Source organism: Streptomyces cylindrosporus (assembly GCF_022698165.1).
Classification (GTDB): domain Bacteria; phylum Actinomycetota; class Actinomycetes; order Streptomycetales; family Streptomycetaceae; genus Streptomyces; species Streptomyces cylindrosporus.
In genome coordinates, this window is record NZ_JALDAY010000012.1 from 191,273 (window position 1) to 215,608 (window position 24,336).

22 protein-coding genes are annotated in these 24,336 nt (G+C 69.4%); 9 read left to right on the forward strand and 13 right to left on the reverse strand.

Annotation, left to right across the window (positions count from 1 at the left end):
* Nucleotides 1–33 precede the first annotated feature (33 nt).
* The 7 genes from MQP27_RS35935 to MQP27_RS35965 all read right to left on the reverse strand — a co-directional run bounded on the left by MQP27_RS35935 (nucleotide 34) and on the right by MQP27_RS35965 (nucleotide 11,018).
* Nucleotides 34–636 (reverse strand): KpnI family restriction enzyme N-terminal domain-containing protein, encoded by a 603-nt coding sequence (locus tag MQP27_RS35935; RefSeq protein WP_242773117.1) that lies wholly within the window; start codon nucleotides 634–636, stop codon nucleotides 34–36.
* 15 nt (nucleotides 637–651) lie between these two features.
* Nucleotides 652–2,418 (reverse strand): DEAD/DEAH box helicase family protein, encoded by a 1,767-nt coding sequence (locus tag MQP27_RS35940; RefSeq protein WP_242773118.1) that lies wholly within the window; start codon nucleotides 2,416–2,418, stop codon nucleotides 652–654.
* Nucleotides 2,415–4,940, reverse strand: coding sequence for an ATP-binding protein (locus MQP27_RS35945; protein ID WP_242773120.1), 2,526 nt, complete (start codon nucleotides 4,938–4,940; stop codon nucleotides 2,415–2,417). Before MQP27_RS35945 ends, MQP27_RS35940 begins: the two co-directional genes overlap by 4 nt.
* 400 nt (nucleotides 4,941–5,340) lie before the next feature.
* Entirely contained in the window at nucleotides 5,341–6,738 is a 1,398-nt protein-coding gene (locus MQP27_RS35950) for a PIN-like domain-containing protein (protein ID WP_242773122.1), read from the reverse strand.
* Nucleotides 6,739–6,998: 260 nt separating this feature from the next.
* Complete coding sequence (locus MQP27_RS35955; RefSeq protein WP_242773124.1) at nucleotides 6,999–8,018, reverse strand: SEC-C domain-containing protein; 1,020 nt, start codon at nucleotides 8,016–8,018, stop codon at nucleotides 6,999–7,001.
* 114 nt (nucleotides 8,019–8,132) lie between these two features.
* Nucleotides 8,133–9,386 carry an MFS transporter gene (locus MQP27_RS35960; RefSeq protein WP_278196968.1) on the reverse strand — a complete coding sequence of 418 codons (1,254 nt, stop codon included), beginning with the start codon at nucleotides 9,384–9,386 and terminating at the stop codon, nucleotides 8,133–8,135.
* Nucleotides 9,387–9,545: 159 nt separating this feature from the next.
* The gene (locus MQP27_RS35965; RefSeq protein ID WP_242773126.1) at nucleotides 9,546–11,018 is read right to left on the reverse strand and encodes a glycoside hydrolase; all 1,473 of its coding nucleotides are present in this window, start codon (nucleotides 11,016–11,018) and stop codon (nucleotides 9,546–9,548) included.
* A gap of 209 nt (nucleotides 11,019–11,227) precedes the next feature.
* Here MQP27_RS35965 and MQP27_RS35970 point away from each other — a divergent pair, with 209 nt between their 5' ends.
* Nucleotides 11,228–12,010 (forward strand): class E sortase, encoded by a 783-nt coding sequence (locus tag MQP27_RS35970; protein WP_242773132.1) that lies wholly within the window; start codon nucleotides 11,228–11,230, stop codon nucleotides 12,008–12,010.
* Between the two features lie 51 nt (nucleotides 12,011–12,061).
* Here MQP27_RS35970 and MQP27_RS35975 read toward each other — a convergent pair whose 3' ends face one another.
* The 3 genes from MQP27_RS35975 to MQP27_RS35985 all read right to left on the reverse strand — a co-directional run bounded on the left by MQP27_RS35975 (nucleotide 12,062) and on the right by MQP27_RS35985 (nucleotide 14,583).
* Nucleotides 12,062–12,451: a hypothetical protein gene (locus tag MQP27_RS35975; RefSeq protein WP_242773133.1), complete on the reverse strand. Its 390-nt coding sequence runs from the start codon at nucleotides 12,449–12,451 to the stop codon at nucleotides 12,062–12,064.
* Between the two features lie 99 nt (nucleotides 12,452–12,550).
* Nucleotides 12,551–12,973, reverse strand: a complete 423-nt coding sequence (locus tag MQP27_RS35980; RefSeq protein WP_242773135.1) for a hypothetical protein — start codon at nucleotides 12,971–12,973, stop codon at nucleotides 12,551–12,553.
* Between the two features lie 158 nt (nucleotides 12,974–13,131).
* On the reverse strand, nucleotides 13,132–14,583 hold the full coding sequence (locus MQP27_RS35985; protein ID WP_242773137.1) for an MFS transporter: 1,452 nt from the start codon (nucleotides 14,581–14,583) through the stop codon (nucleotides 13,132–13,134).
* 59 nt (nucleotides 14,584–14,642) lie between these two features.
* Between MQP27_RS35985 and MQP27_RS35990 the strand changes: the two genes are divergently transcribed.
* The 4 genes from MQP27_RS35990 (at nucleotide 14,643) to MQP27_RS36005 (ending at nucleotide 17,392) form a co-directional block, all read left to right on the forward strand.
* Nucleotides 14,643–15,197 carry a winged helix-turn-helix transcriptional regulator gene (locus tag MQP27_RS35990; protein ID WP_372511405.1) on the forward strand — a complete coding sequence of 185 codons (555 nt, stop codon included), beginning with the start codon at nucleotides 14,643–14,645 and terminating at the stop codon, nucleotides 15,195–15,197.
* A 20-nt stretch (nucleotides 15,198–15,217) separates the two neighbouring features.
* Nucleotides 15,218–15,592 carry a DUF6412 domain-containing protein gene (locus tag MQP27_RS35995; protein ID WP_242773141.1) on the forward strand — a complete coding sequence of 125 codons (375 nt, stop codon included), beginning with the start codon at nucleotides 15,218–15,220 and terminating at the stop codon, nucleotides 15,590–15,592.
* 81 nt (nucleotides 15,593–15,673) lie between these two features.
* Nucleotides 15,674–16,414, forward strand: a complete 741-nt coding sequence (locus tag MQP27_RS36000; RefSeq protein ID WP_242773144.1) for a YidC/Oxa1 family membrane protein insertase — start codon at nucleotides 15,674–15,676, stop codon at nucleotides 16,412–16,414.
* A 120-nt stretch (nucleotides 16,415–16,534) separates the two neighbouring features.
* Nucleotides 16,535–17,392 carry a fumarylacetoacetate hydrolase family protein gene (locus MQP27_RS36005; protein WP_242773147.1) on the forward strand — a complete coding sequence of 286 codons (858 nt, stop codon included), beginning with the start codon at nucleotides 16,535–16,537 and terminating at the stop codon, nucleotides 17,390–17,392.
* A gap of 84 nt (nucleotides 17,393–17,476) precedes the next feature.
* Here MQP27_RS36005 and MQP27_RS36010 read toward each other — a convergent pair whose 3' ends face one another.
* The 3 genes from MQP27_RS36010 to MQP27_RS36020 all read right to left on the reverse strand — a co-directional run bounded on the left by MQP27_RS36010 (nucleotide 17,477) and on the right by MQP27_RS36020 (nucleotide 20,043).
* On the reverse strand, nucleotides 17,477–18,364 hold the full coding sequence (locus tag MQP27_RS36010; protein WP_242773150.1) for an LLM class F420-dependent oxidoreductase: 888 nt from the start codon (nucleotides 18,362–18,364) through the stop codon (nucleotides 17,477–17,479).
* A 93-nt stretch (nucleotides 18,365–18,457) separates the two neighbouring features.
* Nucleotides 18,458–18,961, reverse strand: coding sequence for a heme-degrading domain-containing protein (locus MQP27_RS36015; protein WP_242773152.1), 504 nt, complete (start codon nucleotides 18,959–18,961; stop codon nucleotides 18,458–18,460).
* The gene (locus MQP27_RS36020; RefSeq protein ID WP_242773154.1) at nucleotides 18,958–20,043 is read right to left on the reverse strand and encodes a Gfo/Idh/MocA family oxidoreductase; all 1,086 of its coding nucleotides are present in this window, start codon (nucleotides 20,041–20,043) and stop codon (nucleotides 18,958–18,960) included. The genes MQP27_RS36015 and MQP27_RS36020 overlap by 4 nt, the downstream gene beginning before the upstream one ends.
* A gap of 128 nt (nucleotides 20,044–20,171) precedes the next feature.
* Here MQP27_RS36020 and MQP27_RS36025 point away from each other — a divergent pair, with 128 nt between their 5' ends.
* The 4 genes from MQP27_RS36025 to MQP27_RS36040 all read left to right on the forward strand — a co-directional run bounded on the left by MQP27_RS36025 (nucleotide 20,172) and on the right by MQP27_RS36040 (nucleotide 24,329).
* Entirely contained in the window at nucleotides 20,172–21,323 is a 1,152-nt protein-coding gene (locus MQP27_RS36025; protein ID WP_242773155.1) for an ROK family transcriptional regulator, read from the forward strand.
* Between the two features lie 225 nt (nucleotides 21,324–21,548).
* The gene (locus MQP27_RS36030; RefSeq protein WP_242773156.1) at nucleotides 21,549–22,286 is read left to right on the forward strand and encodes an LPXTG cell wall anchor domain-containing protein; all 738 of its coding nucleotides are present in this window, start codon (nucleotides 21,549–21,551) and stop codon (nucleotides 22,284–22,286) included.
* 31 nt (nucleotides 22,287–22,317) lie between these two features.
* The gene (locus MQP27_RS36035) at nucleotides 22,318–23,073 is read left to right on the forward strand and encodes a GntR family transcriptional regulator (RefSeq protein WP_242773157.1); all 756 of its coding nucleotides are present in this window, start codon (nucleotides 22,318–22,320) and stop codon (nucleotides 23,071–23,073) included.
* A gap of 131 nt (nucleotides 23,074–23,204) precedes the next feature.
* Entirely contained in the window at nucleotides 23,205–24,329 is a 1,125-nt protein-coding gene (locus MQP27_RS36040; protein WP_308290052.1) for a TIGR03364 family FAD-dependent oxidoreductase, read from the forward strand.
* Nucleotides 24,330–24,336 lie beyond the last annotated feature (7 nt).

A 24,336-nucleotide genomic window follows, 5' to 3' on the forward strand; every position in this document is an offset into this window, starting at 1 on the left:
GCTGGCGTCAAGTGGATGGCTGCCCGCAGCCGCTCAAGCGCGGTCTTCGATTCCGAGTATCGCGTGGAGAGCCCTTCTTTCGCGAGTCGGTGGCTTTTTTCGCTTGATGGTGTTACTGATAATCGTCGGAATCATGTTTGTGTCGATCTCTAGCGACTTGAGGGTGTAGACGTCGGAGCCGCCGGATTTTGTGGTCTCGATATCCAGTCCGAGCTCCCGGAGCTCACGGGTTCGGCGTTCGGTGTGGACGGAGTCAGCGGTGATGATCCGCAGAAACGCGGCCTCGACAGGTCTCCCTTGCTGCTGGAGCAGGAGGGTGAACAGCTCCTCGTGTGTTCTGCTGCCATAAGGAACTATCAGGTACTCCTCTGGTATGCGGTCGCCGTATCGGCGTTTCATCTCATGTCCCAGCCTGGCCCGCAACTCTTGGAGGGTTGTGAGCTCGTCCGCCATGGTAATACGGATGTAAGCCTGCAGAGATTGGGCGAGAAGGCGCTTGGCATAGAGATAGGAGTCTAGTAGGTCCTGGGAGGACTCGCTGTGCTCTAGCTGGCTGAGCAATTGCCGGACGGCGTGGATGGTGTCGGGCTTGAGCCGGTTCCAGTCGGCTTGGGGGTTTGAACCCTTCAAGGGCATCGGTACGGTTCTGCCTTATCTTTTGGGGATCAGGTCCAAGGAGTCTTCGGGCGGGTAGCGCAGGATGTGGACGTCTTCTTCGGCGTCCTGCACTGCTTCAAGATCGCCAAGCCATTCGCGCAGAAAATGCGCCCCTTGTTGGTCCTCATTGTTGGCACGCATGAAGGTGATCTTGCTGCCGATACTGACGCGCGGATCGCGCCTTTTGGAGGACGGCGCCCGAAGAGAGTCCTGGAGATCCAGGCCGGCGGCGAAGCGGCGGATATCGGAAACAAAATCCAAGACGATTACGCGATTCTTGCCCGGAGAAAGACGCAGGCCACGCCCAAGTTGCTGGACGAAGATGCGGCGGCTGTGGGTTACGCGCTGGAAAACTACGATGTTGACGTCCGGGACGTCTACGCCTTCGTTGAGGATGTCTACGGCGCAAAGCACCCCGGTGCGGCCGTCAGCGAAATCCCACAGAGTCTGGCTGCGCACGGCAGCACTCGCCGGTTTGCCGTCAGCACTCCGGGAGGCGATCACATCGGCATTGGTGAAGCCGAGGGCATTGATGCGGGCGGCCATTCGCTCGGCATGGTCGATCGTGCCGCAGAAGACAATGGCACGGGGGCTGGTCTGCTCATGCCAGGTCTCAGCGAGTCGTTCGACGACGGCGTCATCCCACTCTTCGATGAACAGTGTCTTGTTGATGCCGCGAGGCGTCAGAGCGGGGGTGGTGCGAGGAAGGGCGGTGAGGGCGTCCCAGTCAAGGTTGTCGGTGTACATGCGGTAGTCGACATTGGCAAGGTAGCCCTCGCGCAGGCCGCGCACCATGTCAATATCGACGATAGGGAAGTCGAACCACTGGCGGAGAGCTCTTCCGTCAGGGCGCCAAGGTGTGGCCGTCATCCCGACGAGGAATGACCCGCCGTCTCCTGCGGAGAGCTCATCCAGGACTGTGTCGTAAGCCTTAGTGCCGAGGTGGTGGCACTCGTCGACGATTACCAGGCCGAATTCAGGCAGGGTGCGCCCTGCGGTTACAGCACTGGCGACGCTGTCGACGCAGGCAAAGACGATGTCAAGATCGGCCAGTGCGTCGGGGTCGGGTCGCTCATGGCCATTCCATACACCGGTAGCGGCTGAGGCGGGAAGCATCGGCCAGAAGGAGCGCTCCAGTTGATAGACGAGTTCGTTGCGGTGGGCAAGAACAAGGGTCCTGGCACTGGGGCGGGTAGCGGTGAATCGCCGGTGGAACTCGGCGGCGACGAAGGTCTTGCCCAAGCCTGTAGCCAGCACGACCAGGGCGCTGCGGGCGCCGTTTATTAGCTCGTTCATGATCCGGTCGACTGCGTCGGCCTGATATGAGCGCAGTTCGTAGCGATCAGGACTGTGCTGCGACAGCGGCTCAGCGGGAACCCTCTCGGCCTGGCGGAATAGGGCGCGACGGTCCCATAGTTGCAGCGGGATGCCATCGGCGGCGAGCTGTTGTTGCTGGGCGCGCACCGCCGGCTGGAAGCCGCTGAGGCTGACGACAACAGGGACGTCCGCGTCGTAGCGGCGACATGCGGCGATTGTTTGGGCGACTACCTCCGGGCCAACCGGGGTGCGCCACCGCTTGACTTGAAATAGCCAGCGGCGTCCGGCCAACGTACCGATGACATCGGCGCCGCCATCACCGGAGGCGCCGGCGAGCTGGACGCTGCTGTAACCGCGGGCGACGAGCAGCCGTTGTACGGTGCGCTCGAATGCCTGCCAGCCGGTGCCGCTCAGGTAAAGGTCGCTGACGATCCGCTGGGTCATGACAGCTTGTCGGAAAGGAACTCTGCAGCTGCTCTGGCGCGCACCACCAGAAGCCGCTCTGGCTGTTCGTAGCGGATGTAAGAAGCGCAATCCTCTAGGCAGCGCAGGTATTTGATGGACAGTTCGTGCTGGAGCTTCTCTGCAACGACCGGCCCGAGCGCGCTGGAATGGGGCCATGGATCGCGCCATACCCGGCCCCCGAACCAGCCTTGGGGGTAGCGAGCGAAAAAGGCCGCGAGAGTGTCACGGTCGCAATAGCGCAGGTAGGCGCCAGTAGTCTTCAGCCGTTCCAGCTCGGACAGATCAACTCCGGAGGTAATCACCGAGTCCGCCATGGCGCGTTGCTGGGCCTCGTCGAGTTCGTCATAGAAGTCGTCTGCATGCGGGGCATCCAGGAGTTTCTCTGTGATCGAGTTGAACAGGGACTTGATGTCGTCCCGCACCGTGTCGGCGTTCTCGGCGATCGTGTCGCCCCAACCCTCTTTGAGGAGTTCGGCAGTCAGGGCAGACACGGTGTGTCCGGGCCTTCCGCGCAAGTTGGCATGCAGGGCGTGTAGGTACTGACCGGCCTCGGAGGCGATCAGGTATTCGGGGCGTACGCCCATCGCGGTGAACGCCGGATGCGATAGGTAGGTGTAGATGGTCAGGTGGCCTGATTTAACATCGGTGACCAAAGGAACTGGCGGGCAGCCATGCGCAGCGATAATTGGTCGGGCGACGGTGCGCACAGTGATATCCAGGGGGTCGCTCGCCCTGCCGTCGGCTAGGGTGACGGTCAGCCGAGAGGCACCAAGCTCGGCGTTTTCTTCCGACCCCGGGGCGAGGGCCTCAGGGCTGGCCGGGTGGGGTGCGCCTTCGACGATGCCGCACTCGCGGCAGTGTTCATCGCCCGCCTTATTCTCGGTACGGCAGAACGCGCAGGTCCATGGCAGCTCGATCTTTGGAGTCTGCGATGCCCCGCAGTGCGAGCAAGCGGTGGCTGACCTAGCGATGACCTGGCGGCAGGCGGCATTCAGACACGGTCTGCCGTCAAGGACCCGGCTGCAGCCACCACAGGCTTCAGCCCCGCTCGGATTTTGGAAGCCGCAGTCAGGGCATTCGGGCAGTTCCTCGAGGGGCGGCTCCGTAGCCCTTTCAACTAGCTCCCACCAGCGCTCATCGTCGTGGTAGCCGGGCTCCCGATCAAGGAATCGCTGATAGTAGGCGCGTTCGGTTTCACGTGAGATGCGGTCAGCTTTGCCCTTGGCAGGGTTGTACTGACCCATATACATGTCGGCCCGCCCGAAGTTGCGGACCTTGCGATATCCCTGGAATAGCCTGGAGATCGGGGAGTCGTTTCGCTCTCCGTCCTTCCACTTTGTTGGCAGCAGCGATCCGCCGCGAAGGAACTGCAGGGCCGCTTGCCACTCGGTGCTGGACTGCTGGAAGTTCTGCTTCTGGAAGTCGACTGGTACCTGGTCGACGTGCACTTCCCCGATGATGCGCCCGTACTGCTGGTCGATTGGGTATTCCCGCTCTACCTTGCCCACGGTTTCGTCGGTGTACTCGAAGAAGGCGCTCTTCTCGGCAATGCGGATGGCCCGCCCGTTGCGGATCAAGTCGATTCCAAAATCGTTCTGGTCGTCGAAACGCTGGATGCCGACCCATCCGCGCACCCGCTGGGCAATCTCTCGGCTGTCGCGGCGCCCGCATCGGGGGCAGGCGTCGGCGGCGCCGAACTCTGCTCCGTCATGGAGGCACCGCCGCGAGCGGTCCACTTCCTCATCGAATCTGATCTGCGCGGGGATCTTGCCATGGCCTTGGCGTTCGACGAACCGTGACTCCGACCAGACGCAGTGTTCGAATGCACGGCACCGCTCGCTGTTGACGCTGATTACCACCGGTGCGCCGACCTCACCGCGCAGCAGGGTCGCATATCGGCGGCCGATCCGGTCGCGCAGCGTGTTTTTTGGGATCTTGACCAGGTCACGGATGAAGCCACGGTTAGCGTCGCCCTCTGGCCACCAGCCGCGGATCTCGACAACCGTGCCATGCTCCAGGCCGCGGGGCTTTTCGACTTGTTCGGCGTGTACCGTGAATGCGCCGGTCTGGAGGAGCCTGGGCAGGTCAAGGGTGACCTGGATGGCGTGCTTCTGTTCTGTGCGGGCGCAGATCACGCGGGTGACCCGGCCGAGCTTACCGGTGGCGATATTGAAGCCCATGCCGAATAGGCCGAGCGTGTCGAAGTGGTTCTTTGAGCTGTATCCGGCCCGCATGGCGTCGGCGATCTGCTCTTCGGTCAGGCCAGGGCCAGTATCCCGGACCCGGATGATCCCCTCGCCGCGGCGCACCTCCGCCGCACCTGGTACCTCGATCAGGACCTGTCGCACGGGCGAGGGACTGCCCGAGACCTCCGCGGCACGGAAGGAGTCAATGGCGTTGTCAATCAGTTCACTCAGCGCGTCCAACGGAGTGATCGGGGTCCGTGTCAGTGCGACCAGCACCTGCGGTGTGGGAGTGATGTCCAGCAGCTTGTGTGCCATCGAGAACGTTCCCCGTCCTGTTTTCCGCCCGCTTCCACCTGCTCAGCGCGACGGTCAACTCTAGTACCGACCTTGCGTGTTCGCGTGGTCGTTTCGGCCTCAGTCTCTCCACAGACTTCACCGGGCGGCGGTCGGGCATGCCGAACAGGTGGTGCATCGGCAGTCCACGCGCGTCTGTCGCTCGCCGATTGCCTTGTGCGTGACGTGCCGTAGGAAGCCCAATGCACCACCAAGCCGACGCCGCCCGACGGCCGGGCGCTGCTGCCGCACACATCACTGATGACCATGCTCTGATGGAGCATTACGGACCAAGAGGGGCGAGCCAAGTTGGCGACTTGCACAGCTGGCTGGCTGGGCCAGTAGCGCGCAGGTGAAGCGCGTGCCCCCGAGGTCTGAAACGCTACCGGGATGGATCAGCCTGGCGAACGGCCAGCCGGAGCAGTGTCTGTCGGTCGGCGTCGGGAGTTGCGTAGACGACCTGCAGGAACCAGGGAGCGAGCCATGAGGAGGCGCGGTAGGGCCATTCCCCCGGCTTCAGTGCAGTGCCTCGCTCCCAATGCGGTGCTGGAGGCGCATCCGTGCAGATAGCCGCAGGCAGTTCGACCGGCGGCTCGCCTCTCTGGGCCTCGCGGCGCCCCAACTCCCTTGTCACGCCAATCAGCCACCACTGGAATAGGCGCTGCGAAGGCGATTCGATGGCCTTGCGTATGGCAGAAGTCGCTAGGCCTGCAGCCCGGTAGGCGGCAAGTGCGAGACCATCGGGAGGATCGGTGACTAGGGCCTCGGTCTCGGTGATGAGCGGCCCCTCAGGCTCGCGAGGTTCAGCCGCGCGGTCGATCTCCTCGTAGGTGTTCTCTGTTAGGTCGGCGTCCAGAAACTGCTTGATTCCCTGGTAAAACTGCCTAGGGGTCTCGATCCGCAGGCTGGCGTCGGCGCGGAGCCGCAGTTCGTCGGCGAGTATCGGCCAGGGTCGCGGGCCGCGCCCCTGTTCGGCCGGTTCGTACCAGTCCTCTTTGGCGTCAGCGGAGACCAACAGCACTCTTTCGTGGCCCTCGGTGCCGGCAGCTTTCTCGACGATTTCCTCCCAGAGCAGGAAGTCTCCTGCGGACCGCAGGGGGGTCTCCTTGCCTGCGTCCCTGAACCCAGGAGGAATCTCATTGGGGAAGCGATAGGCCGATGCTTCCTCCACCCGGCGACGCAATACTTCCGGCGGTGGTTGCACCCCTATTCGGTCGCCAAACAGAGCGGCGATTCGTGGAAGGATCTTGTCGTCAGATGCAACTGAACCAGGTTTGAGGTCTTGTTGGGCCTTGAGCTTCTTGATGTGGTTGAGCAGCATACTCCGCCAGTCTGCAAGCGCATCGTCGAATGATTGCTGGTTGATGTGCTTGTCCAACTCGGCACCGGCCTCGTCGTCTTGCGCGTACTTCAAAAGCAAGTTCTTCACCGCGTCGCGGGCTGCCACCACTGCGCGACGCGCCTCATTGAGCTTGTGGTTGATCGCATCTGGGGCGTCGGTCAGTGTCTTGACGCGGTTGGCAATCACGCGGTGCCGACCCCGGATGAACTCCAGGCCAACTTGATAGGGAAGCCACAGGCGCGGTGCGATCAGTTCGAGTGCGGCGAGAACCTGCTCGCGGGCAGAGGGGGTGTACTCGTATAGGTTCAGCAGAAGGTTGGTGTCGAGGACGACCAAGCCCTTTGTAAAGAAGGGCTCCCGCTCAGCATCGGGCAGGCTGTCGCCGATCTGGAGCCACGCCTGGTACTGCCGGATCAATGGGAGGTCGTTCTGTTCCACTCTGCTCTTCGTCCCCTCGCGCCGCAGGTTTCCGCACAGCCTAGGTCGTATCTGACAGCTCTTCGTCTGGTGGGTGGATCTTCAAGTGGTCCTGGGCGGCAGCCGGGTAAGGGGTGGTGGCACGAGCTGACCTATGCGTAGGAGGAACGGTGGACACGGACCACCGAAGGATCACCGACGGCATGCTCTTCCGGGCAGCTCCAGGTTCGACTCGTTGGACGATGTTGGGCAGGCTCGTGTAGGGGCGGGTGGACACCTGCTTACAACCCGTGGCACGTTTCGTACGGGTTGCCCGAGCCGCACCAGCACGCCGCCCCCCGCTGCGGCGGCCAAGCCACCGCTCGCCCCCGTGCCGCGAGTGTCGTCGCGTACTGCGGTAGCAGTTCCGTGTTCGACGGGGACGTTGCCTCCGAGGCTGCGAAGGCCTCGTATGACGGGACCGTGCCCGTGACGATGCCCAGGTTGGGGGTGCCGGAGGTGGACAGTTCGCGGAGGGAGGACTCTATGGTCGCGAGGTGGGCTTCGTGGGACGGGTATTCGGCGGCGAGGGTCGGGTATGCCGCGAGGAGTTCCGACAGTTCCGACGACGGCCAGTGCAGGACCGCTACCGGGAACGGGCGGGAGAGGGCCTCCCTGTACGCGCCTAGTTCTGCTCGGAGGCGGGAGATTTCCGCCTCCAGTTCCGCCGGGTTGTCCGAGCCCAGGGACCAGACGCGTTTCGGGTCGTGGAGTTCGTCCAGGGTGACCGGGGAGGCCGGCGAGGAGTGCAGGGTGTCGGCCAGGGTGTCCCAGTCGTCGTGGGCCACGCCCAGCATGCGGCGGACGCGGTGGCGGCCGAAGAGGAGGGGGTGGGTGGAGTACGGGGGCTCCGGCACGTCCGTCAGGAGCAGGCGGGCTCCCTCCGTGAACGTCTCCTGCGCCGCCTCCAGCTCGTCATGGGCCTCCAGGGCCTCCGCGACGATCACCCAGGGGGCCGGGTCGCGGGGGGCCGCCGCGCGGACGCCGGTGATGATGGCGCGGGCCTCGGCCTCGTGGCCGTACTCCCAGAGGTTGGAGGCCTTGAGGGCTCGTACGAGATACGGGTTCTCCAGGCCGGACGGGGTGGAGAGCAGGCGGTCGTAGAGCGCGGTCGCGGCGGGGCGGTCGCCGGCGAGTTCCAGGTGGGCCGCGGCTTGCAGGAGCAGGGCCTCGGCGTCCTCGGGATACAGGCCGGCGGTCCGCTCAAGGCGAGCCGCTTCGGCGGGGTGGTCGACGTTCTCGGCGGGCGTGTCGGGGCGCATGGACGACACCGTACTGCCGATGACCGGCGGAGGCGGAGAGAGGCGGCAAGAGGAGAGGGGGAGGGGAAGTGGGCAGGTCGGGCATGAGCACCTCGCCTGCGGGGCCCGCGGGAGTCACGGGCGGCGGTGTGATGTGTGGGCCGCGTACGTCATCACCGCCAGGGCCGTCGCGGTCAGGGTCGCGCCCGCGTACAGCGGGGCCCTGTAGCCCAGGCCCGTGCTGATGGTGAGGCCGCCGAGCCAGGCGCCCAGGGCGTTGCCGATGTTGGAGGCCGAGACGTTGGCACTGGCCGCCAGGGGGACGCCGGCCGCCTCGTCCGTGACCCGGGTGATCATGCCGGGGACCGAGGCGAAGCCGGAGAGGCCGAGGAGGAAGAGGAGGGGTACGGCGGCCGGTCTGCTGTCGGCCAGGAGGCCGAAGAGCGTGAGGGTGGCTGTGAGGGCGGCCAGGGACGCGATCAGGGTGGCGTCGCGGTTGTGGTCGGCGCCTCGGCCGCCCACCATGTTGCCGGCGACCAGGCCCGTGCCGTAGACGACCAGGAGCCAGGGGAGGTCGGCGGGGGAGAAGCCGGTGACCTCGGTGAAGGTGTACGCGAGGTAGCTGAAGGCGCCGAACATGCCGCCGTAACCGAGGGCCGTGGCCGTGAGCGTCAGCCAGACCTGGCGGGAGCGGAAGGCCGCCTGGAGTTGGGGGCGGAGGCCGTCCCCGGGCGTCGGGGTGGTTGGCCCGTTCCCGGACCCCGGGGCGGTTGGCCCGTCCTCGGGCCTCGGGACCATTGGCCCGTCCCTGGACCCCTGGGCGGTTGGCCCGTCCCCGGCCCCCGGGGCGGTCGGCGTGGTGCCTGCCCAGGGTGGGATCAGGGTGGTGATCGCGATCAGGGCCGCCAGGCCGATCGCCGTGATCGACCAGAACGTGGCTCGCCAGCCCCAGTGTTCGCCGATCAGGGCGCCGAAGGGGACGCCCACTACGTTGGCCACGGTCAGGCCGGCGAACATGAGGGCGACGGCGCGGGAGGCGCGTTCGGGCGGGACCAGGCGGCGGGCGACCAGGGAGCCGATGCCGAAGAAGGAGCCGTGGCAGAGGGCGGCCACGACGCGGCCCAGGAGCATCACGGGGTAGGTGGGGGTGATCGCGGAGAGGAGGTTGCCGGTCACGAACAGGGTGACCAGGCCGGTCAGGACGGTCTTGCGGTGGAGGCGGGCGGTGGCGGCCGTGAGCGCGATCGCGCCGACCGCCACCGCCAGGGCGTAGCCGGAGATCAGGCGGCCCACCGCGGCCTCCGACACGTCGAGGTCGCGGCCCACCTGTGGGAGCAACCCGGCGATCACGAACTCGGTGAGACCGATGCCGAAGCCGCCCAGCGCCAGGGCGGCGAGCGCGGCGAGGGCGGCGAGGGCGGAACCGGCTCGGGGTGAGGGGGTGGGGGTGGCGCCGGTACGACCACCGGCATCACCGGCATCACCGGCATCACCGGCATCACTGGCATCAACGGCCTCGCTCCCATCACGCACCCCCCGCCCCTCCAGCTAGATCACCACCCCGTCGATCTGCAGTGTCTGTACCGCCTTCGCCGCAAAGGGGACGGCGACCGTCTTTCCGCTCAAGTACGTGTCGGAGTACGACTTGTAGAGGTCGCCGCCCGTCGTCACCGTGTTCCAGCGCGGGACCAGGCCGCCCGAACCGCCGCTCACCGTCGTGAAGTTGGAGAGGTTGAAGGTCAGGGTCTGGGCGGAGGAAGAAGTGTTGAGGGCGACTATGACCAGGCGCTTGGCGGAGGAGTCGTAGGCGGCCACCGCGTAGCTCACGCCCGTGTCGAGGATCTTCATGCCGGGGCGGATGTGGCGGCTGAACTGGGCCATTGTGTAGTACTTCGTCTGCACCGCGCCCGCCGCGAGCGTGTTCTCGTCGTACGCGATCATCGCCCAGTTCGTGGACGGGTCCATGACCTGCCAGTAGACCCAGGCGGTGGGGTGCAGCCAGCGGAAGTCGTAGAGGAGGTTGAAGGCGAGGGTGTAGCCGGTGCCGTCGTTGTCGCCGGTCTCGGAGTTCCACAGGGCCTTGCCGGCGGTCGTGACGACGTCGGTGTAGAGGAGGTCGCGGCGGCCGCCCGAGCCCTGGTAGCCGTGGACGTTGACGCGGTCGACGTACCCCTTCGTCGTGGACGAGAAGGAGTTCCAGGTGGTGCGGGCCAGGTCGTAGCTGGTCTCGTCGGAGGCGGAGATCTTCACGCCCGTCAGGCCGCGGCTGTTCAACTCGCTGCGCAGGTACGGGAGTACGGCCGACTGGACCGTCGCGTCCATGTGGCAGCCCTCCTGGGTGCCGGTCGCCGTCCACCACGACGAGGACGGCTCGTTGAAGGCCTCGACCGTCGCGAAGTTCACGCCCCAGTTGTTCTTGGCGTACAGGGCCACCGACGCCAGGTGGGAGGCGTGCTGGCGGTAGTTCCAGGACTGGAGGTTGTTGCCGCCGTCGGAGGCGCCGGACGGGTTGTGGTTCAGACACATCCACCACATGGGGGAGTTGGCGAAGAGCTCGGCGGTCGCGCCGCGCGACACCGCCTTCGTGAGCATCGCGCGCTGGGTGGCGTCGGCCGTCCACTTCCAGGCGGACGAGGTGGGGTCCTCGTTGTTCCAGTCCTGCCAGTAGCCCTCGATCTGCTTGAAGGCGGGGATGTTGGCGGAGGCGACCATACTCTCGCCGTTCACGCTGTTCCAGCTGCACGCGCCGAGGTTGTAGCGGGCGATGTTCAGGCCGAGGCCGGGGAGTGAAGTGCCGTTGTACGTCGTCGACTTGGTGGTGAAGAAGATGTCGGCGAAGTCGTCCCGGGCGCCGAAGACGTTGGCCCACCAGGCCAGGGAGGTGCCCCAGCCCTCCCAGGTGCCGTAGGAGGTACCGGGAGCGACGGAGATCGTGGCGTCCGCGCGGGCGGTGCCGGTGGCGAGCGCGCTGCCGAGGAGGGTGCCGCCGGCCGCGGCCAGCAGGGTTCTGCGTCGGATCATGGCTTCTTCTCCGATGTGGTGGCCTGTCCCGTTCATGCCACGACGAAGCATCGGGGGTGCGGCGCGGGCTTGTCGAGGGTTACGACAGCCCTTTCTAAAACCTATGTACGAAGTGCCGGACAGGGCGGGTGGAGGTGTGCGGGGCTGGTGACTTGAAGGCCCGCCCCTTATCGTGCGGGCGGCCCGGTGCCGGTCGAGGAGGCGTACGGATGCGGATTCCCGTCGTGCAGCACAGCAGCCGGCGGCGGTCGGCCCGGCGCCGGCGCGTGCTCTGGGGCGGTGGCGAACTCCTCGTCACCGTCGGCGTCGTACTGGCCCTCCTCGTCGTCCACCAGCTGTGGTGGACCAACCGGGAGGCCAAGCGCGGCGCCGAGCGGAAGGTGGAGGCGCTGGAACGGGAGTGGGGCGACGACAACTCCGGGGCGGGAGGCGGTGATTCGGGTGCGTCCGTGCCGACGCCGTCCGCGTCGCCGTACCAGGACTCCAGCGGCCGTGATCGCCAACAGAGCGCCACCGCACGGCAGTCCAGCCCCTCCTGGTCCCAGGCCTACGCCATCCTCACCATTCCGCGACTCGGCCTGCGCGTGCCGGTCGCGGAGGGAGTGAGCAAGCAGAAGGTGCTCAACAAGGGGTACGTCGGCCACTACCCCGGCAGCCAACAGCCGGGCCAGGCTGGGAACTTCGCGCTGGCCGGGCACCGGAACACGCACGGGGAGCCGTTCCGGTACATCAACCGGCTGCGGGCGAAGGACGTGGTGGAGGTGGAGACGAGCAGTGCCACGTACACGTATGCCGTCGACAAGACCCTGCCGCAGACCTCGGCGCGTGACTCGGGGGTCGTCCGGGCCGTTCCGCGGTCGACGGTGAAGCCGCGGTACGGGTACAGCGAGCCCGGGTACTACATCACGCTGACGACCTGCACTCCGGAGTTCACCTCCAGGTACCGGCTGGTGGTGTGGGGGAAGCTGGTGTCGATGCGGCCCCGGTCCTAGCGGGCGGAAGGGCCCGTCGGTGTGCTGACGGGCCCCGATGCGTGAGTGAGGTCAGGCGTACAGCCTCACCGAGTTCGTCGGCGTGAGGTCCGTCCAAAGGCCCCCCGCGCAGTTGTTCTGGTCGAGATCCCACGTCACGCTTCCCGTGCCGTTGTATCCCGAGAACCCCTTGACGCCCGCGCCGCCTGTCTGGCAGTTCAGTACGGTGTAGTCGCCGATGAGGTTGTGCACGTTGTACGTGCCGTAGTAGTAGAAGTCGTACACCTTCGGGTGGTTGGGGCTGTCGTCCCAGATGTCGCCCTTGTAGATGCAGACATGGCCGGCGTTGCAGGCGGTGGTCTCTGCGGACGCCGGTGCGGCGGACGCGGCCGTGGACGCGGTGACGACCGCGGACACGGCCAGCCCCAGACAGGCCAGTAGCACGACGAAGGCACGACGCATGGTGAACTCCTGACGGATCGCATGAGCGGGTGTGGGTGTGGGTGCTTGCTGCGGTGTTCTCACCGGCACTGTGGTGTTCTCGCCTGCACGGTGGGGTTCTCACCGGCACTGCGGCACATGCGGCTTCCATTGGGACGGCGATCCGGTCGTCACGTACCAGTCGTTGATGTATCCGCTGTCGCTGTCGAAGTCGAGCGCGAACCAGTAGTGGTCGCCGTGGCCGTCCGCGTCGCCGTCGCCCGTGGTCCAGCAGGCCAGCATCATGGTGTCGCCGTTGGCGTAGCGGTGGCCGGTGGTGCCCGAGGCGTAGGACGGCCCGTTGTGGGAGGCCAGGTAGGAACCGGCGGAGATGCCGGTCACGGACGCACACCACACCGTGTGGCCGTCGTGGTCGCAGGCCCAGCCCGCGGCCGATGCCGGGGAGGCGGACACGCCCACCGCGACTGCGGCCAGTGCCAGGGCGCCGGTCAAGGCGGCGGCGCGAAGGCGCGTCGGTGCCGCCTGACGGATGTGACTCTTCATGGTGTCCCCCGATGTCGAAAGATGGCCGGGCCGGCCGGCTCGCTACATCGTGGAACGCGGGCCGTGGGACGGGAACCTGAGAGTTCTCAGGGTGACTTGAGAGTTCTCGGTGACCTTGTTGCCCCTGGGGCTTGTATGACTTGGGTGTTCGGCTTCGCTCAGGCCCGCTCCCGCAGCACCAGCACCGCCACCGCCGCCAGCAGGGACAGGGCCGCGGAGACCAGCAGCGCGGTGTTCGCGCCGTGGCCGAGGCCGGACTTCGTGGAGGTGACGATCGCGATGGTCAGGGCGACGCCGGCGCAGGAGCCGATGTAGCGGAAGGTCTGCTGGGCGCCGGAGCCCATGGCCGCGCGGGCGGCCGGGACGGACTCGACCGAGAGCAGGGGCAGGGCCGCGTTCAGCAGGCCGCTGCCGATGCCGCCGAGGACCAGGCCGGGCAGCAGGCGCTGCCAGGAGCCGGAGTCGATCGCGCCGAGCATGGTCAGCACGCCGGCCGCGTGCAGGGCGAAGCCGACGGCCAGCTGGTGGCGCGGCGGGACGCGGCCCGCGAGGCGCTTGGCCTGCAGGGCGACCGTGAAGGACAGGCCGGACCAGAGCAGGAACAGCCACGCCGTGTCCATCGGGGACAGGCCCAGCACCTGCTGGAACAGCACCGGCAGGAAGCTGAACAGGCCGATCACCGCGAGCCCCGTGAACAGGCCGCCGGCCGAGGAGGCCAGGAAGCTCGGGCGGCGCAGGAGGGACAGGTCGATCATCGGGGTCGCGGTGCGGCGTTCCACCAGGGCGAACACGCCCACCAGGACGACGGCGGCCAGGAAAAGCAGGCCCACCTCCGGGCGCAGCCAGCCGTCGCGGCCCAGGGTGAGGGCGGCGACCAGGGAGACCAGGGCGAGGCCGAAGGCCAGCGCGCCCAGGATGTCCGGGCGTCCGCCCCTCGGTGACCGGGACTCGGCCAGGGGGCGCGGTGCGAGGGCGGCCACCAGGAGCGCGGCGGCGCCGAGGACGCCGTATGCCACCCGCCAGTCGGGCATCACGCCGGCCAGCAGGGGGCCGAGGGCTATGCCGCCGCTGACGAAGGCGCCCCACACGCCGGTCGCGTGCAGGCGGCCGCGTGGGGTCGGGAAGGCGTGCACCAGCAGGCCCAGGCTGCTCGCCAGGATCGCCGCGCTCGCCGCGCCCTGTGCGACACGGGCCAGCGTGAACTGCAGCGTGGTGGAGGCGAGGCCGCCGAGCGCGGTGGTGATGCCCAGGGTGAGGGTGCCGAGCAGGAAGAGCCGGCGGCGACCGTAGTCGTCGGCGAGGCTGCCGGCGACCAGGAGGAGGGCGGCGAGGCCGAGCGGGGTGCCGTTGATCAGCCAGGCCTGCTGGGAGAGCGGGGTGTGCAGGGCGGTGGCGGTGTCGCGGAGGGTGACGACCGGGGCGGTGTACGTCATCAGCGTCACGGCGGTGGCCGCGCTGGTGAGGGCGAGGGTGGCGCGGGGGTGCGGGGACCGCTCGGGGTGGGGTGCCGTGTCGTTGGCCGTACCACGGGCCGCATCAGGGGCGGCATCACGGGCGGTACCAGGGGCGGTATCGGGGACGGTGAGGGTTCGGTCATTGAACCTAGTCATGGCTGGAGCCTAACACCATAGGTTCGGTCATTGAACCAACCCCGTGAAAAATGGTTACAGTGGACGGCATGGCACTGGGCAAGGACTACGCGACACAGGAGTGCTCCATCGCCCGCGCGCTGGAGGTCATCGGCGAGCGGTGGACGCTGCTCGTCATCCGCGACGCGCTCTACGGCGTCCGCCGCTACAACGACTTCCTCCTCCACCTCGGCATCCCGCGCGCGGTCCTCGCCGCCCGCCTCCAGACGCTGACGGCGGAGGGGATCCTGGAGAAGCGCCGGTACCAGGAGTCGCCGCCGCGCGAGGAGTACGTCATCACCGAGCGCGGCATCGCGCTGTGGCCGACGCTGCGCTCCCTGGGGGTGTGGGGCCGCGAGCACTTCGCCGAGACCCAGCTGCGCCGCTTCGAGCACGCCGACTGCGGCACCGAACTCGGTCCCTACGGCGAATGTCCCGCGTGCGGAACTGTCGTGCCGGTGCCGGACGTTGTGATGGTGCCGGGGCCCGGACTCAACCCGGACCCGGCGGATCCGGTCAGCCGCGCGCTGCTGCGGCCGAAGCGGTTGCTGGAGCCGATCGAGACGACGACGGGGGCGGCGGTCCAGGAGACCTGAGCCCAGGAGGGGGGTGCACGGTGATCCGCAGTGAAACCCACGCGCGCCCCGCCGCCGTACTCCGCCTCCCGCTCGTCCCGCTCCTCCTCCTACTGCTACAGCTCGCCCTGCTCGACACCGGCACCCTCACCGCCACCGCCACCGGCACCCTCACCGCCACCGGCATCCTCACCGCCACCGTCGCGCTCGCCGCCACCGCCGCGGCCGGCTCCGCGCTCGCCGCCTGCGCGCTGGTCGCCGCCCGCTGCGCGCCCGCGGTGCCGCGCACCCGAATACGTACGGCGATACGCGACCGGGCCCGCCGTACGGCCTTCCTGCCGCAGCGCGACCCCGACGCCCGGGGGCGCACCCGGCCCCGAGCCCCCGGACGCGCCCTTCCGGCGACCGTCGCGTAGGGCCCGTACCACCGCCTGCCCTCGCGCGGGTCGTCATGCCGTCACGACCACATCCCGGCATGACCCTCGGAGGGTTCACCCATGTCCGTCTTCACCGTGTCCGTCTTCAGCGTGTTCGCCGACCTGGTCGAGCACCTCGCCGACCTGCTCCATCCGCTGTTCGCCGGCACCGCCACGGCGGCGGCGATCATCCTGTTCACGGCTCTCGTACGGCTGCTCGTGCATCCCCTGTCCCGGGCCGCCGCGCGGGGGCAGCGGGCCCGCACCGCGCTGCAGCCGAGGATCGCCGAGCTGCGTGCCCGGTACAAGGACGACCCGAAGAGACTCCAGGAAGCCGTGCTGGAGCTGCACGCCGAGGAGAAGGTGTCGCCGGTGTCCGGGTGCCTGCCCGGGCTGCTCCAGCTGCCGGCGTTCTTCCTGCTGTACCACCTGTTCTCCAGCGCGAGCATCGGCGGGGAGGGCAACGGGCTGCTCGACCATCGGCTGTTCGCGGCGCCGCTGGGCGGGCGGTTCGTGGACGTGCTGAGCGGGGGCGGCGGGGCGTTCGGGGGTGCGGGGCTTGTGTATCTGGGGCTGTTCGTCCTGGTCGCGATCGTCGCCGCCTTCAACTACCGGCGTACCAGGCAGATGATGGCCGCGAACGGTCCCGTGCCCGTTCGGGAGGACGAGTCCGTGCCGGGGCTGGGGGCGGTGAGCAGGGTGATGCCGTTCATGTCGTTCCTCACGCTCTTCACCGTCGCGGTCGTACCGCTGGCCGCCGCGCTGTACGTGGTGACCAGTACGACGTGGAGCGCCGTGGAGCGTGCTGTGCTGTACCGGTGAGAGTGCGGTCCAGTCCGTGAACCGGGTATTGCGGGATGGACGCCGAGCTTGGAGGATCGACCAGTCATCCGATGGCTGCACCCGTCGGAGGACGCCCCGCGATCGAGGGAGATTGTGATCATGAAGCTGCTGCGAGTCGGTACGGCCGGAGCGGAGAAGCCCGCGCTGCTGGACGCCGACGGGGTCCTGCGGGACCTGTCGGGTGTCGTGGACGACATCGACGGAGCGCTGCTCGCCGACGACGAGGCGCTGGAGCGGGTGCGTTCCGCCGGCGCGGGCGGCGGGCTGCCGGTGCTGGACGCGGCCGGGCTGCGCGTCGGTCCGCCCCTCGCGCGGATCGGCAAGGTCGTCTGCATCGGGCTGAACTACCACGACCACGCGCGCGAGACGGGTGCCGAGCCGCCGGCCGAGCCCGTGATCTTCTTCAAGGCCGCGGACACGGTCGTCGGGCCGAACGACACGGTGCTGGTGCCGCGCGGCTCGGTGAAGACCGACTGGGAGGTCGAGCTCGCGGTCGTGATCGGGCGTACGGCCCGGTACGTGGAGTCGGCGGAGGCGGCGCTCGGGCATGTCGCCGGGTACGCGGTGGCGCACGACGTGTCCGAGCGGGAGTTCCAGATCGAGCGGGGCGGGACCTGGGACAAGGGGAAGAACTGCGAGACGTTCAACCCGCTGGGGCCCTGGCTGGTGACGGCGGACGAGGTCGCCGACCCGCAGGACCTGTCGCTGAGGCTGTGGGTCAACGGGGAGCTGAAGCAGGACGGGACGACCGCGGAGCAGATCTTCCCGGTGGGGGAAGTGGTGCGGTACGTCAGCCAGTTCATGACCCTGTACCCCGGCGACGTCATCAACACGGGGACGCCGGCGGGGGTTGCGTTGGGGCAGCCGGAGCCGAAGCCGTTCCTGCGGGCCGGGGATGTGGTGGAGCTGGAGATCGAGGGGCTGGGTCGTCAGCGGCAGGAGTTCAAAGACGCCTAGGGGGTGGGGAGCTGTGCATTGGCGGCGGCTGCGGGTTGTTCGTGGCTGGTCGCGCAGTTCCCCGCGCCCCTTGGCGGCGTGCACTCACGCCAGTAGACCAGCCAGCCTGCGCCACGCCTCCCTCGGGAGGGCGTTTCGGTCGCCGTTGCCGTCCACCACCTGCAAGGCCACGTGGTCCGCGCCCGCGTCGAAGAACGTGTCGATGCGGGCGCGGATCGCCTCGTCGTCGCCCCAGGCGTACACCGCGTCGACCAGCCGGTCGCTGCCGCCGTCCTTGAGGTCGTCCTCGGTGAAGCCGTTGCGGAGGAAGTTGTTGGTGTAGTTCGGGAGGGCCAGGTACATGGCCAGGTAGTCGCGGGCCAGGGCGCGGGCGCGGGTCGGGTCCGCCTCCAGGACCACCTTCAACTCGGGGGCCAGCAGCGGAGTTTCGCCCAGGATCTCGCGGGCGCGGGCGGTGTGCTCGGCCGTGACCAGGTACGGGATCGAGCCCGCCGAGCGGTCGCGGGCCAGCTCCAGGGTCCTGGGGCCCAGCGCGGCCAGCACCCGGCGCTCGGCGGGGACGCCGGCCTTGTCGAGGGCGTCGAGGTAGGCGACCAGGGCCGAGTACGGGCGCCGGTACTGCTCCGCGAGCTTGGCGTGGCTCACGCCGAGGCCCAGGACGAAACGGCCGGGGTGCCCGGACTCCACGTCGGCGAAGGCCGCCGCGCTCTCCGTCGCCTCGTACTGCCAGATGGACTGGATGCTGGTGCCGACGGTGAGCGTCGACGTCGCCTCGACCAGCGGAACGGCGTGCCGCGCGGCGCTGCTGCCGCCGAGCCAGACGGCACCGTAACCGAGCTGCTCCAACTCGGCGGCGGCCTCGGCGAGTTCGGTGCGGCCGGACGGGTCCTCCGAGCGCAGGGCGACGCTCCAGATGCCGTAGCGGCCGATGGACTGCTTCAGGGCGTCGCTCACGGGCAACGCGTCACTCATGGGGTGGTCCCTCCGGTCGGTGTGCCGTACATCGGTGCGGTACGACTGTGCCAACCGGAGGGCGCTGCCGGATCTTCCCGGTGCCCTTGGGACTCAGCGCTTGAGGAACTCCTCCAGCGCCTCCACCACGAAGCGGTGGTCCTGGAGCTGGGGCAGGCCGCTGACCGTCACCGCGCCGATCACGCCGACGCCCTCGACGTTGATCGGGAAGGAGCCGCCGTGGGCCGCGTACTCGTCGGGGTCGAGGCGGGAGGAGTCCTCGAAGGTCGTGCCCTTGGCGCGGAAGCGGGCGCCGACCAGGTAGGAGGCCTCGCCGTAGCGCTCGACGACCCGGCGCTTGCGGGCGATCCAGGCGTCGTTGTCGGGCGTGGAGCCGGGCAGCGCGGCGTGGAAGAGCTGCTGGCCCGCGCGGTGGATGTCGATGGCGACCGGGGCCTGCCGCTCGCGGGCGAGGTCGACCAGGAGCGAGCCGAGGGCCCAGGCGTCCTCGTACGTGAACCGGCTGAAGACCAGGCGCCGTTCCTGTCCCTCCAGTTCCTCCAGGGACGGAGTGATCTCCGGGTGGAACTTGGGCGTGATCTCGGTGTTGTGCGTCACAGCGTCACCGCCACTCCGTCGCGGGCCGAACGGCGGGCCGCCTCGATCACGTCGAGGGCGGCGGCCGCTTCGAGGGCGGTCACCGGGTTGGGACCGTCGTCGTTGAGGGCCCTGGTCACGGCCGCATAGTACGCGGGGTAGTCGCCGGGGAGGGTGGGTACGGGGGTGCCGCCGCCGGTGAGCGGGGACTCTCCGGCGCCGATACGGCCGTACAGCTCCTCGGGCTCGGTGCCCCAGCCGGCGCCGGGGCGGCGGCCCTCCCGCAGGTCCGCCTCCTGGGGGTCGAGGCCGTACTTGACGTAACCCGCCTTGGAGCCCAGGACGCGGAAGCGCGGGCCGAGTTGGGCGGCCGTCGCGGAGGCGTAGAGGTGGGAGCGGACGCCGTTCGCGTGGGTGAGGGCGAAGAAGGTGTCGTCGTCGGTCTCGGCACCGGCGCGGCGGACGACCGACTCGGCGTAGACGGTGGTGACCGGGCCGAAGAGGGTCAGGGCCTGGTCGACGACATGGCTGCCGAGGTCGTAGAGCAGACCTCCGATCTCTGCGGGGTCGCCGGACTCGCGCCAGCCGCCCTTGAGCCGCGGCCGCCACCGCTCGAAGCGGGACTCGAACCGCCATACGTCGCCCAACTCGCCCTCGGCGAGCAGCTGCTGGAGGGTGAGGAAGTCGTTGTCCCAGCGGCGGTTCTGGAAGACGGAGAGGAGCAGGCCGCGCTCCTCGGCGAGGGCGGCGAGCTCGCGGGCCTCGGCGGCGGTGCCGGCGACCGGCTTGTCGACGACGACCGGGAGGCCGGCCTTCAGGGCGGTGGTGGCGAGCGGGACGTGCGTCTTGTTCGGGGACGCGATGACGATCAGGTCCAGCTCGGCGGCGCGGTCGAACAGTTCCTCGGGCGTGGCGGCGACGCGGACGTCCGGGAACTCGGTGCGGGCCTGCCGCTGCCGCTCCGGGTTGGAGGTGACGACCGTGTCGAGGCGCAGGCCCTCGGTGGCGGCGATCAGGGGGGCGTGGAAGACGGAGCCGGCGAGGCCGTAGCCGACGAGGCCGACGCGGAGGGGGGTGCCGGGCGTGCCGGGCGTACCAGTCATGCCCTCCACTTTCGCAACGCTGTTGCCAAAGTGCAAGTGCGGGGGAGAATGGGGGCCGGGAGGGGGAGCGGCGAGGGTGAAGGGCGGCAGGTCGTGAAGGGTGCGGCGAGGGCGGAAGGCGGCAGGTCGTGAGGGGTGCGGACGTGGTCGGTGGCGTGAACCTGCTCGGTGGCGTGAACCTGCTCGGCCTGCGCAGCCACAACACGGCGCTGGTGCTGGACCTGCTGCGGACCGCGGGCGCGGACGGCATCAGCCGCCTCGAACTCGCCGACCGCACGGGGCTCACCCCGCAGGCCGTCAGCAAGATCACCGCCCGGCTGCGGGCGGACGGGCTCGCCACGGAGGCGGGGCGGCGGGCGTCGACGGGGGGCAAGCCGCGGACGGTACTGCGGCTGGTACCGGAGGCCGGGCACGCGGTGGGCGTGCATCTGGAGCGGGACGAGATGCGGGTGGTGCTGGCCGATCTGACCGGCGCGGTGGTGGGGGAACGGCGGGCGGCCGTGGATCTGGGGGCCGGGGCGGAGGCTGTGGTGGAGGGGGTCGCGGGGGAGGTGGGGCGGTTGGTCGAGGGCGTCGCCGAGGGTGCCGCCCGGACTGTCGCTCGAATCGCGGGCCGCGCGCTCACCGTCGGCTCCCTCCTCGGCGTGGGCATCGCTCTCCCCGGCCCCCTCGACCACAGCCTCGGTGTCCTCCACCGCGTCACCGGTTTCCCCGAGTGGGACGGCTTTCCCCTGCGGGACGCGCTCGCCCGGCGGCTCGGGGTGCCGGTCGTCGTCGACAAGGACACCAACGCGGCGGCGTTGGGGCTGGCGGTGCGGGGCGAGGGCGGGTCCTTCGCGTATCTGCATCTCGGTACGGGGCTGGGGGCCGGGCTGGTGATCGGGGGTGCCGTGCATCGGGGGGCGCGGACCGGGGCGGGGGAGTTCGGGCACCAGGTCGTGCAGTTGGACGGGCCGCCCTGCACCTGCGGGAACCGCGGCTGCGTCGAGGCGCTGTGTCTCGCCGCCGCGGCCCGCGACGACCTGCCCGAGGCGGCCCGCGTCCTCGGCACCGGCGCCGGCAACCTGGTCGCCCTGCTCGACGTCGACCTCGTACTGCTGGGCGGTCGGACGGTCGCCGCCGATCCGGACGTTTTCGTACGAGGGGTGGGTGCCGTTCTGGCGGAGCGCGCCCGGCGCGTCGGCGAGGACCCGGTCCCGGTGCGGCTCGCCCCGGGCGAGGTCGCCGAGGGCGCGGCACAGCTGCTGCTGGCGCCGCTGTTCGGGAGGGCGGACGGCTGAGGCGGGGGCGCGTGCGCTGAGCTGGGCTTGTGGGGCGGCGGGGCCGAGCAGGGCTCAGCAGGGCTCAGCAGGGCTCAGCAGGGCTCAGCAGGGCTCAGCAGGGCTCGTGGGACCGCGGTTTCCTCCCCCTCGCCATCCCCACCCCTCCGCCGATCGAGCGGACTTCCGCCTCCCCCGGTGCGCCACCCCCCGATCCGCATCCCCACCCGACAGGCTCATGTGTTCATGCGACTGTTCACGCCCACGTCCCTCTGCCTGGCAGCAGCCGCCGCCCTCCTCCCCGTCCCGCCCCCGGCATCCGCCTCCACCACCCCCACGCGCCCCGCCCCCACCTGCGCCGCGCCGGACGCCCGTGGCTTCCCCCTCACCACCCGCATCCACGGCGCCCCCGCCGGATACGAGGCCGGCGGCGGATACGGCACCTGGTATCTGGACCTCACCAACACCACCGACCGCACCTGCGCGGCCGTACACCCGGTCGTCGTGCTCATCGACGAGAAGCGCGCGCTGAGACCGTCCCAGCCCCGCCTGGAGTTCTACGACGGCCCCCGCACCCACCCCGTCCACTTCGAGACGACGGACGAGGCCGAGCTCGTCGGCGCCTTCGACGACGGTTTCCCCGGCTTCACCGTCGGCCCCGGAAAGACCCTCACCGTCAAGGTCCGCCTCGCGCTGACCTCGGACGCCGTACCCAACGAGGTCACCGCCAACGCGGCCGTCGTCCAGCGCCACGACGACGACGGCGACTGGATCGGCCAGTCGAACGATTACCGCTTCCGCATCTCCGACGACCCCCTCCCCGACCCCAGCCCCACGGGCACCGCCCCACCCGCCCGCGACGAGCCCCTCCCCTTCGCCGACGAACTCGCCCGCACCGGCCTGGACACCCCCGCCGGCCTCCTCACCGCCACGGCCCTCGCCCTCACCGGCGGCGCCCTGCTGCTGGTCCGGAGGCGCCGCTGAACCGGGGGCGGCCGTCTGCGACCATCCCTGCGTGGACTACCCGAACGACCAGGCCCCCGGCGCCCCCGTCCGCTCCGGCATTCCGGAGCACGGCCGCATCCCGAAGTACTACGCGGTCAAGGCGCGCATCGACCGGCTCATCGGCGAGCTGGGGGAGGGCCATGCGATTCCGACCGAGCGTGATCTGTCGGAGGAGTACGGCGTCGCCCGCGAGACCGTGCGGCAGGCGCTGCGCGAGCTGGTGCTGGAGGGCAAGCTGCGGCGGCAGGGGCGCGGCACCGTCGTCGCCGGCCCCAAGCTGGAGCAGCCGCTCTCGCTGGCCAGCTACACGGAAGGCGTACGGCGGCAGGGGCGCACCCCCGGCCGGAGCCTGGTCACCCTCGACCGCTTCCCCTGCCCGGCCGCCCTCGCCGCCGAGGCCGGCCTGGAGCGCGGCGAACCCGTCTGGCACCTGGAGCGCGTTCTGCTCGCCGACGACGAGCGGGTCGGCCTGGAGAGCACCTACGTCGCCGTGTCCCGCGTCCCCCGCCTCGACACCGACTTCGAACCCGACTCCTCCTTCTACGCCTACCTCCACGCCCAGGGCATCACCTTCGGCGACGCCGACGAGCGCATCGAGACGGTGCTGGCCACCCCGCGCGAGGCCCTCCTCATCGGCACCCCGCCGGCCCTCCCGATGCTGCTGATCCACCGGGTGTCGCGGGACACGGACGGCCGGCCGCTGGAACGGGTCCGGACGCTCTACCGCGGCGACCGGTTCTCCTTCACGGCGCATCTCGGCGGCTGAAAAATGCCGGTTCCCACTCCCTTGGATTATCACGGATAGATAACGGGTCTAGCCCAAACGTGATGGCTCGTTCAGGCTCTCGTTGTCGGCCGGACCTCTCCGGTTCCCCCTGCGCGAGGAGCGTGACCGCCGTGAAAGTGACAGTCGTCGGAGCAGGCGTGGTGGGCACCATGCACGCCTGGCATGCAGTGGAACGCGGCCACGAGGTCGTGCAGATCGAGCGCGAGGCCGAGGCCCGCGGTGCCTCGCTGCGCAACTTCGGGCAGATCTGGGTGAGCGGGCGCGCGAGCGGCGAGGAGCTCGAAACCGCCCTGCGGGCAAGGGAGTTGTGGGAGGAGCTCGGCCGGCGCGTCCCGGGCCTCGGGTTCCGCGCCAACGGCTCCCTCACCCCCGTCCGCGGCCCCCTCGAACTCGCCGTCGCCGAGGCCGCCGTGGCCCGGGACGACGCGGCCGCCCGCGGCCACAAGCTGCTCACGCCCGGCGAGGCCCGAGCCGTCAACCCGGCCCTGCGCGGCGGGTTCGACGCCGCCCTGTACTGCGAGCGGGACGCGGCGGTCGAGCCCCGTACCGCCCAACTCGCCCTGCGCGCCGAGCTCTTGAAGTCGCCGAACTACAGCTTCCTGCCGGGACGCGAGGTGCGCGAGGTGGTCGGCGCGGGTGCCGTCCGCGACGACCACGGGGACGTGCACGGCGCCGATGCCGTCCTGCTGTGCACCGGCGCCTGGCTCGGCGGGCTCGTCCGTGAGCTGGCCGGGCCGGATCTGCCCGTCCGCCGGGTCCGGCTGCAGATGATGCAGACCGACCCGCTGGGCGAACCCCTCACCACCTCGGTCGCGGACGCGGACAGCTTCCGGTACTACCCGGCGTACGCCTCCCCGGCCCTGGACGAGCTCAACTCCCGCCAGCCGCAGGGCGAGACGGCCGCGGCGCACCGCATGCAGCTGCTCATGGTGCAGCGCGCCGACGGCGGACTGACCATCGGCGACACCCACGAGTACGAGCACCCCTTCGCCTTCGACACCCTCGAAGACCCCTACGACCACCTCACCGAGGTCGTCGAGTCCCTGCTCGGCCGCCCGCTGCCGAGAATCCGGCGCCGCTGGGCGGGCGTGTACGCGCAGTGCACCGACCCCACCCGGGTCGTGCACCGGCAGCAGGTGGCCGACGGGGTGTGGCTGGTCACCGGACCGGGCGGGCGCGGGATGACCTGCTCGCCCGCCATCGCCGAACAGACCGCACAGCAGTTGGGCTGGTGACAGCAGA

Coding starts and splice junctions, on each gene's coding strand:
- MQP27_RS35935 (WP_242773117.1), bottom strand. CDS start 636: ATGCCCTTGAAGGGTTCAAACCCCCAAGCCGACTGGAACCGGCTCAAG.
- MQP27_RS35940 (WP_242773118.1), bottom strand. CDS start 2,418: ATGACCCAGCGGATCGTCAGCGACCTTTACCTGAGCGGCACCGGCTGG.
- MQP27_RS35945 (WP_242773120.1), bottom strand. CDS start 4,940: ATGGCACACAAGCTGCTGGACATCACTCCCACACCGCAGGTGCTGGTC.
- MQP27_RS35955 (WP_242773124.1), bottom strand. CDS start 8,018: ATGCGCCCCGACACGCCCGCCGAGAACGTCGACCACCCCGCCGAAGCG.
- MQP27_RS35965 (WP_242773126.1), bottom strand. CDS start 11,018: ATGATCCGACGCAGAACCCTGCTGGCCGCGGCCGGCGGCACCCTCCTC.
- MQP27_RS35970 (WP_242773132.1), top strand. CDS start 11,228: ATGCGGATTCCCGTCGTGCAGCACAGCAGCCGGCGGCGGTCGGCCCGG.
- MQP27_RS35975 (WP_242773133.1), bottom strand. CDS start 12,451: ATGCGTCGTGCCTTCGTCGTGCTACTGGCCTGTCTGGGGCTGGCCGTG.
- MQP27_RS35980 (WP_242773135.1), bottom strand. CDS start 12,973: ATGAAGAGTCACATCCGTCAGGCGGCACCGACGCGCCTTCGCGCCGCC.
- MQP27_RS35985 (WP_242773137.1), bottom strand. CDS start 14,583: ATGACTAGGTTCAATGACCGAACCCTCACCGTCCCCGATACCGCCCCT.
- MQP27_RS36000 (WP_242773144.1), top strand. CDS start 15,674: ATGTCCGTCTTCACCGTGTCCGTCTTCAGCGTGTTCGCCGACCTGGTC.
- MQP27_RS36005 (WP_242773147.1), top strand. CDS start 16,535: ATGAAGCTGCTGCGAGTCGGTACGGCCGGAGCGGAGAAGCCCGCGCTG.
- MQP27_RS36010 (WP_242773150.1), bottom strand. CDS start 18,364: ATGAGTGACGCGTTGCCCGTGAGCGACGCCCTGAAGCAGTCCATCGGC.
- MQP27_RS36020 (WP_242773154.1), bottom strand. CDS start 20,043: ATGACTGGTACGCCCGGCACGCCCGGCACCCCCCTCCGCGTCGGCCTC.
- MQP27_RS36030 (WP_242773156.1), top strand. CDS start 21,549: ATGCGACTGTTCACGCCCACGTCCCTCTGCCTGGCAGCAGCCGCCGCC.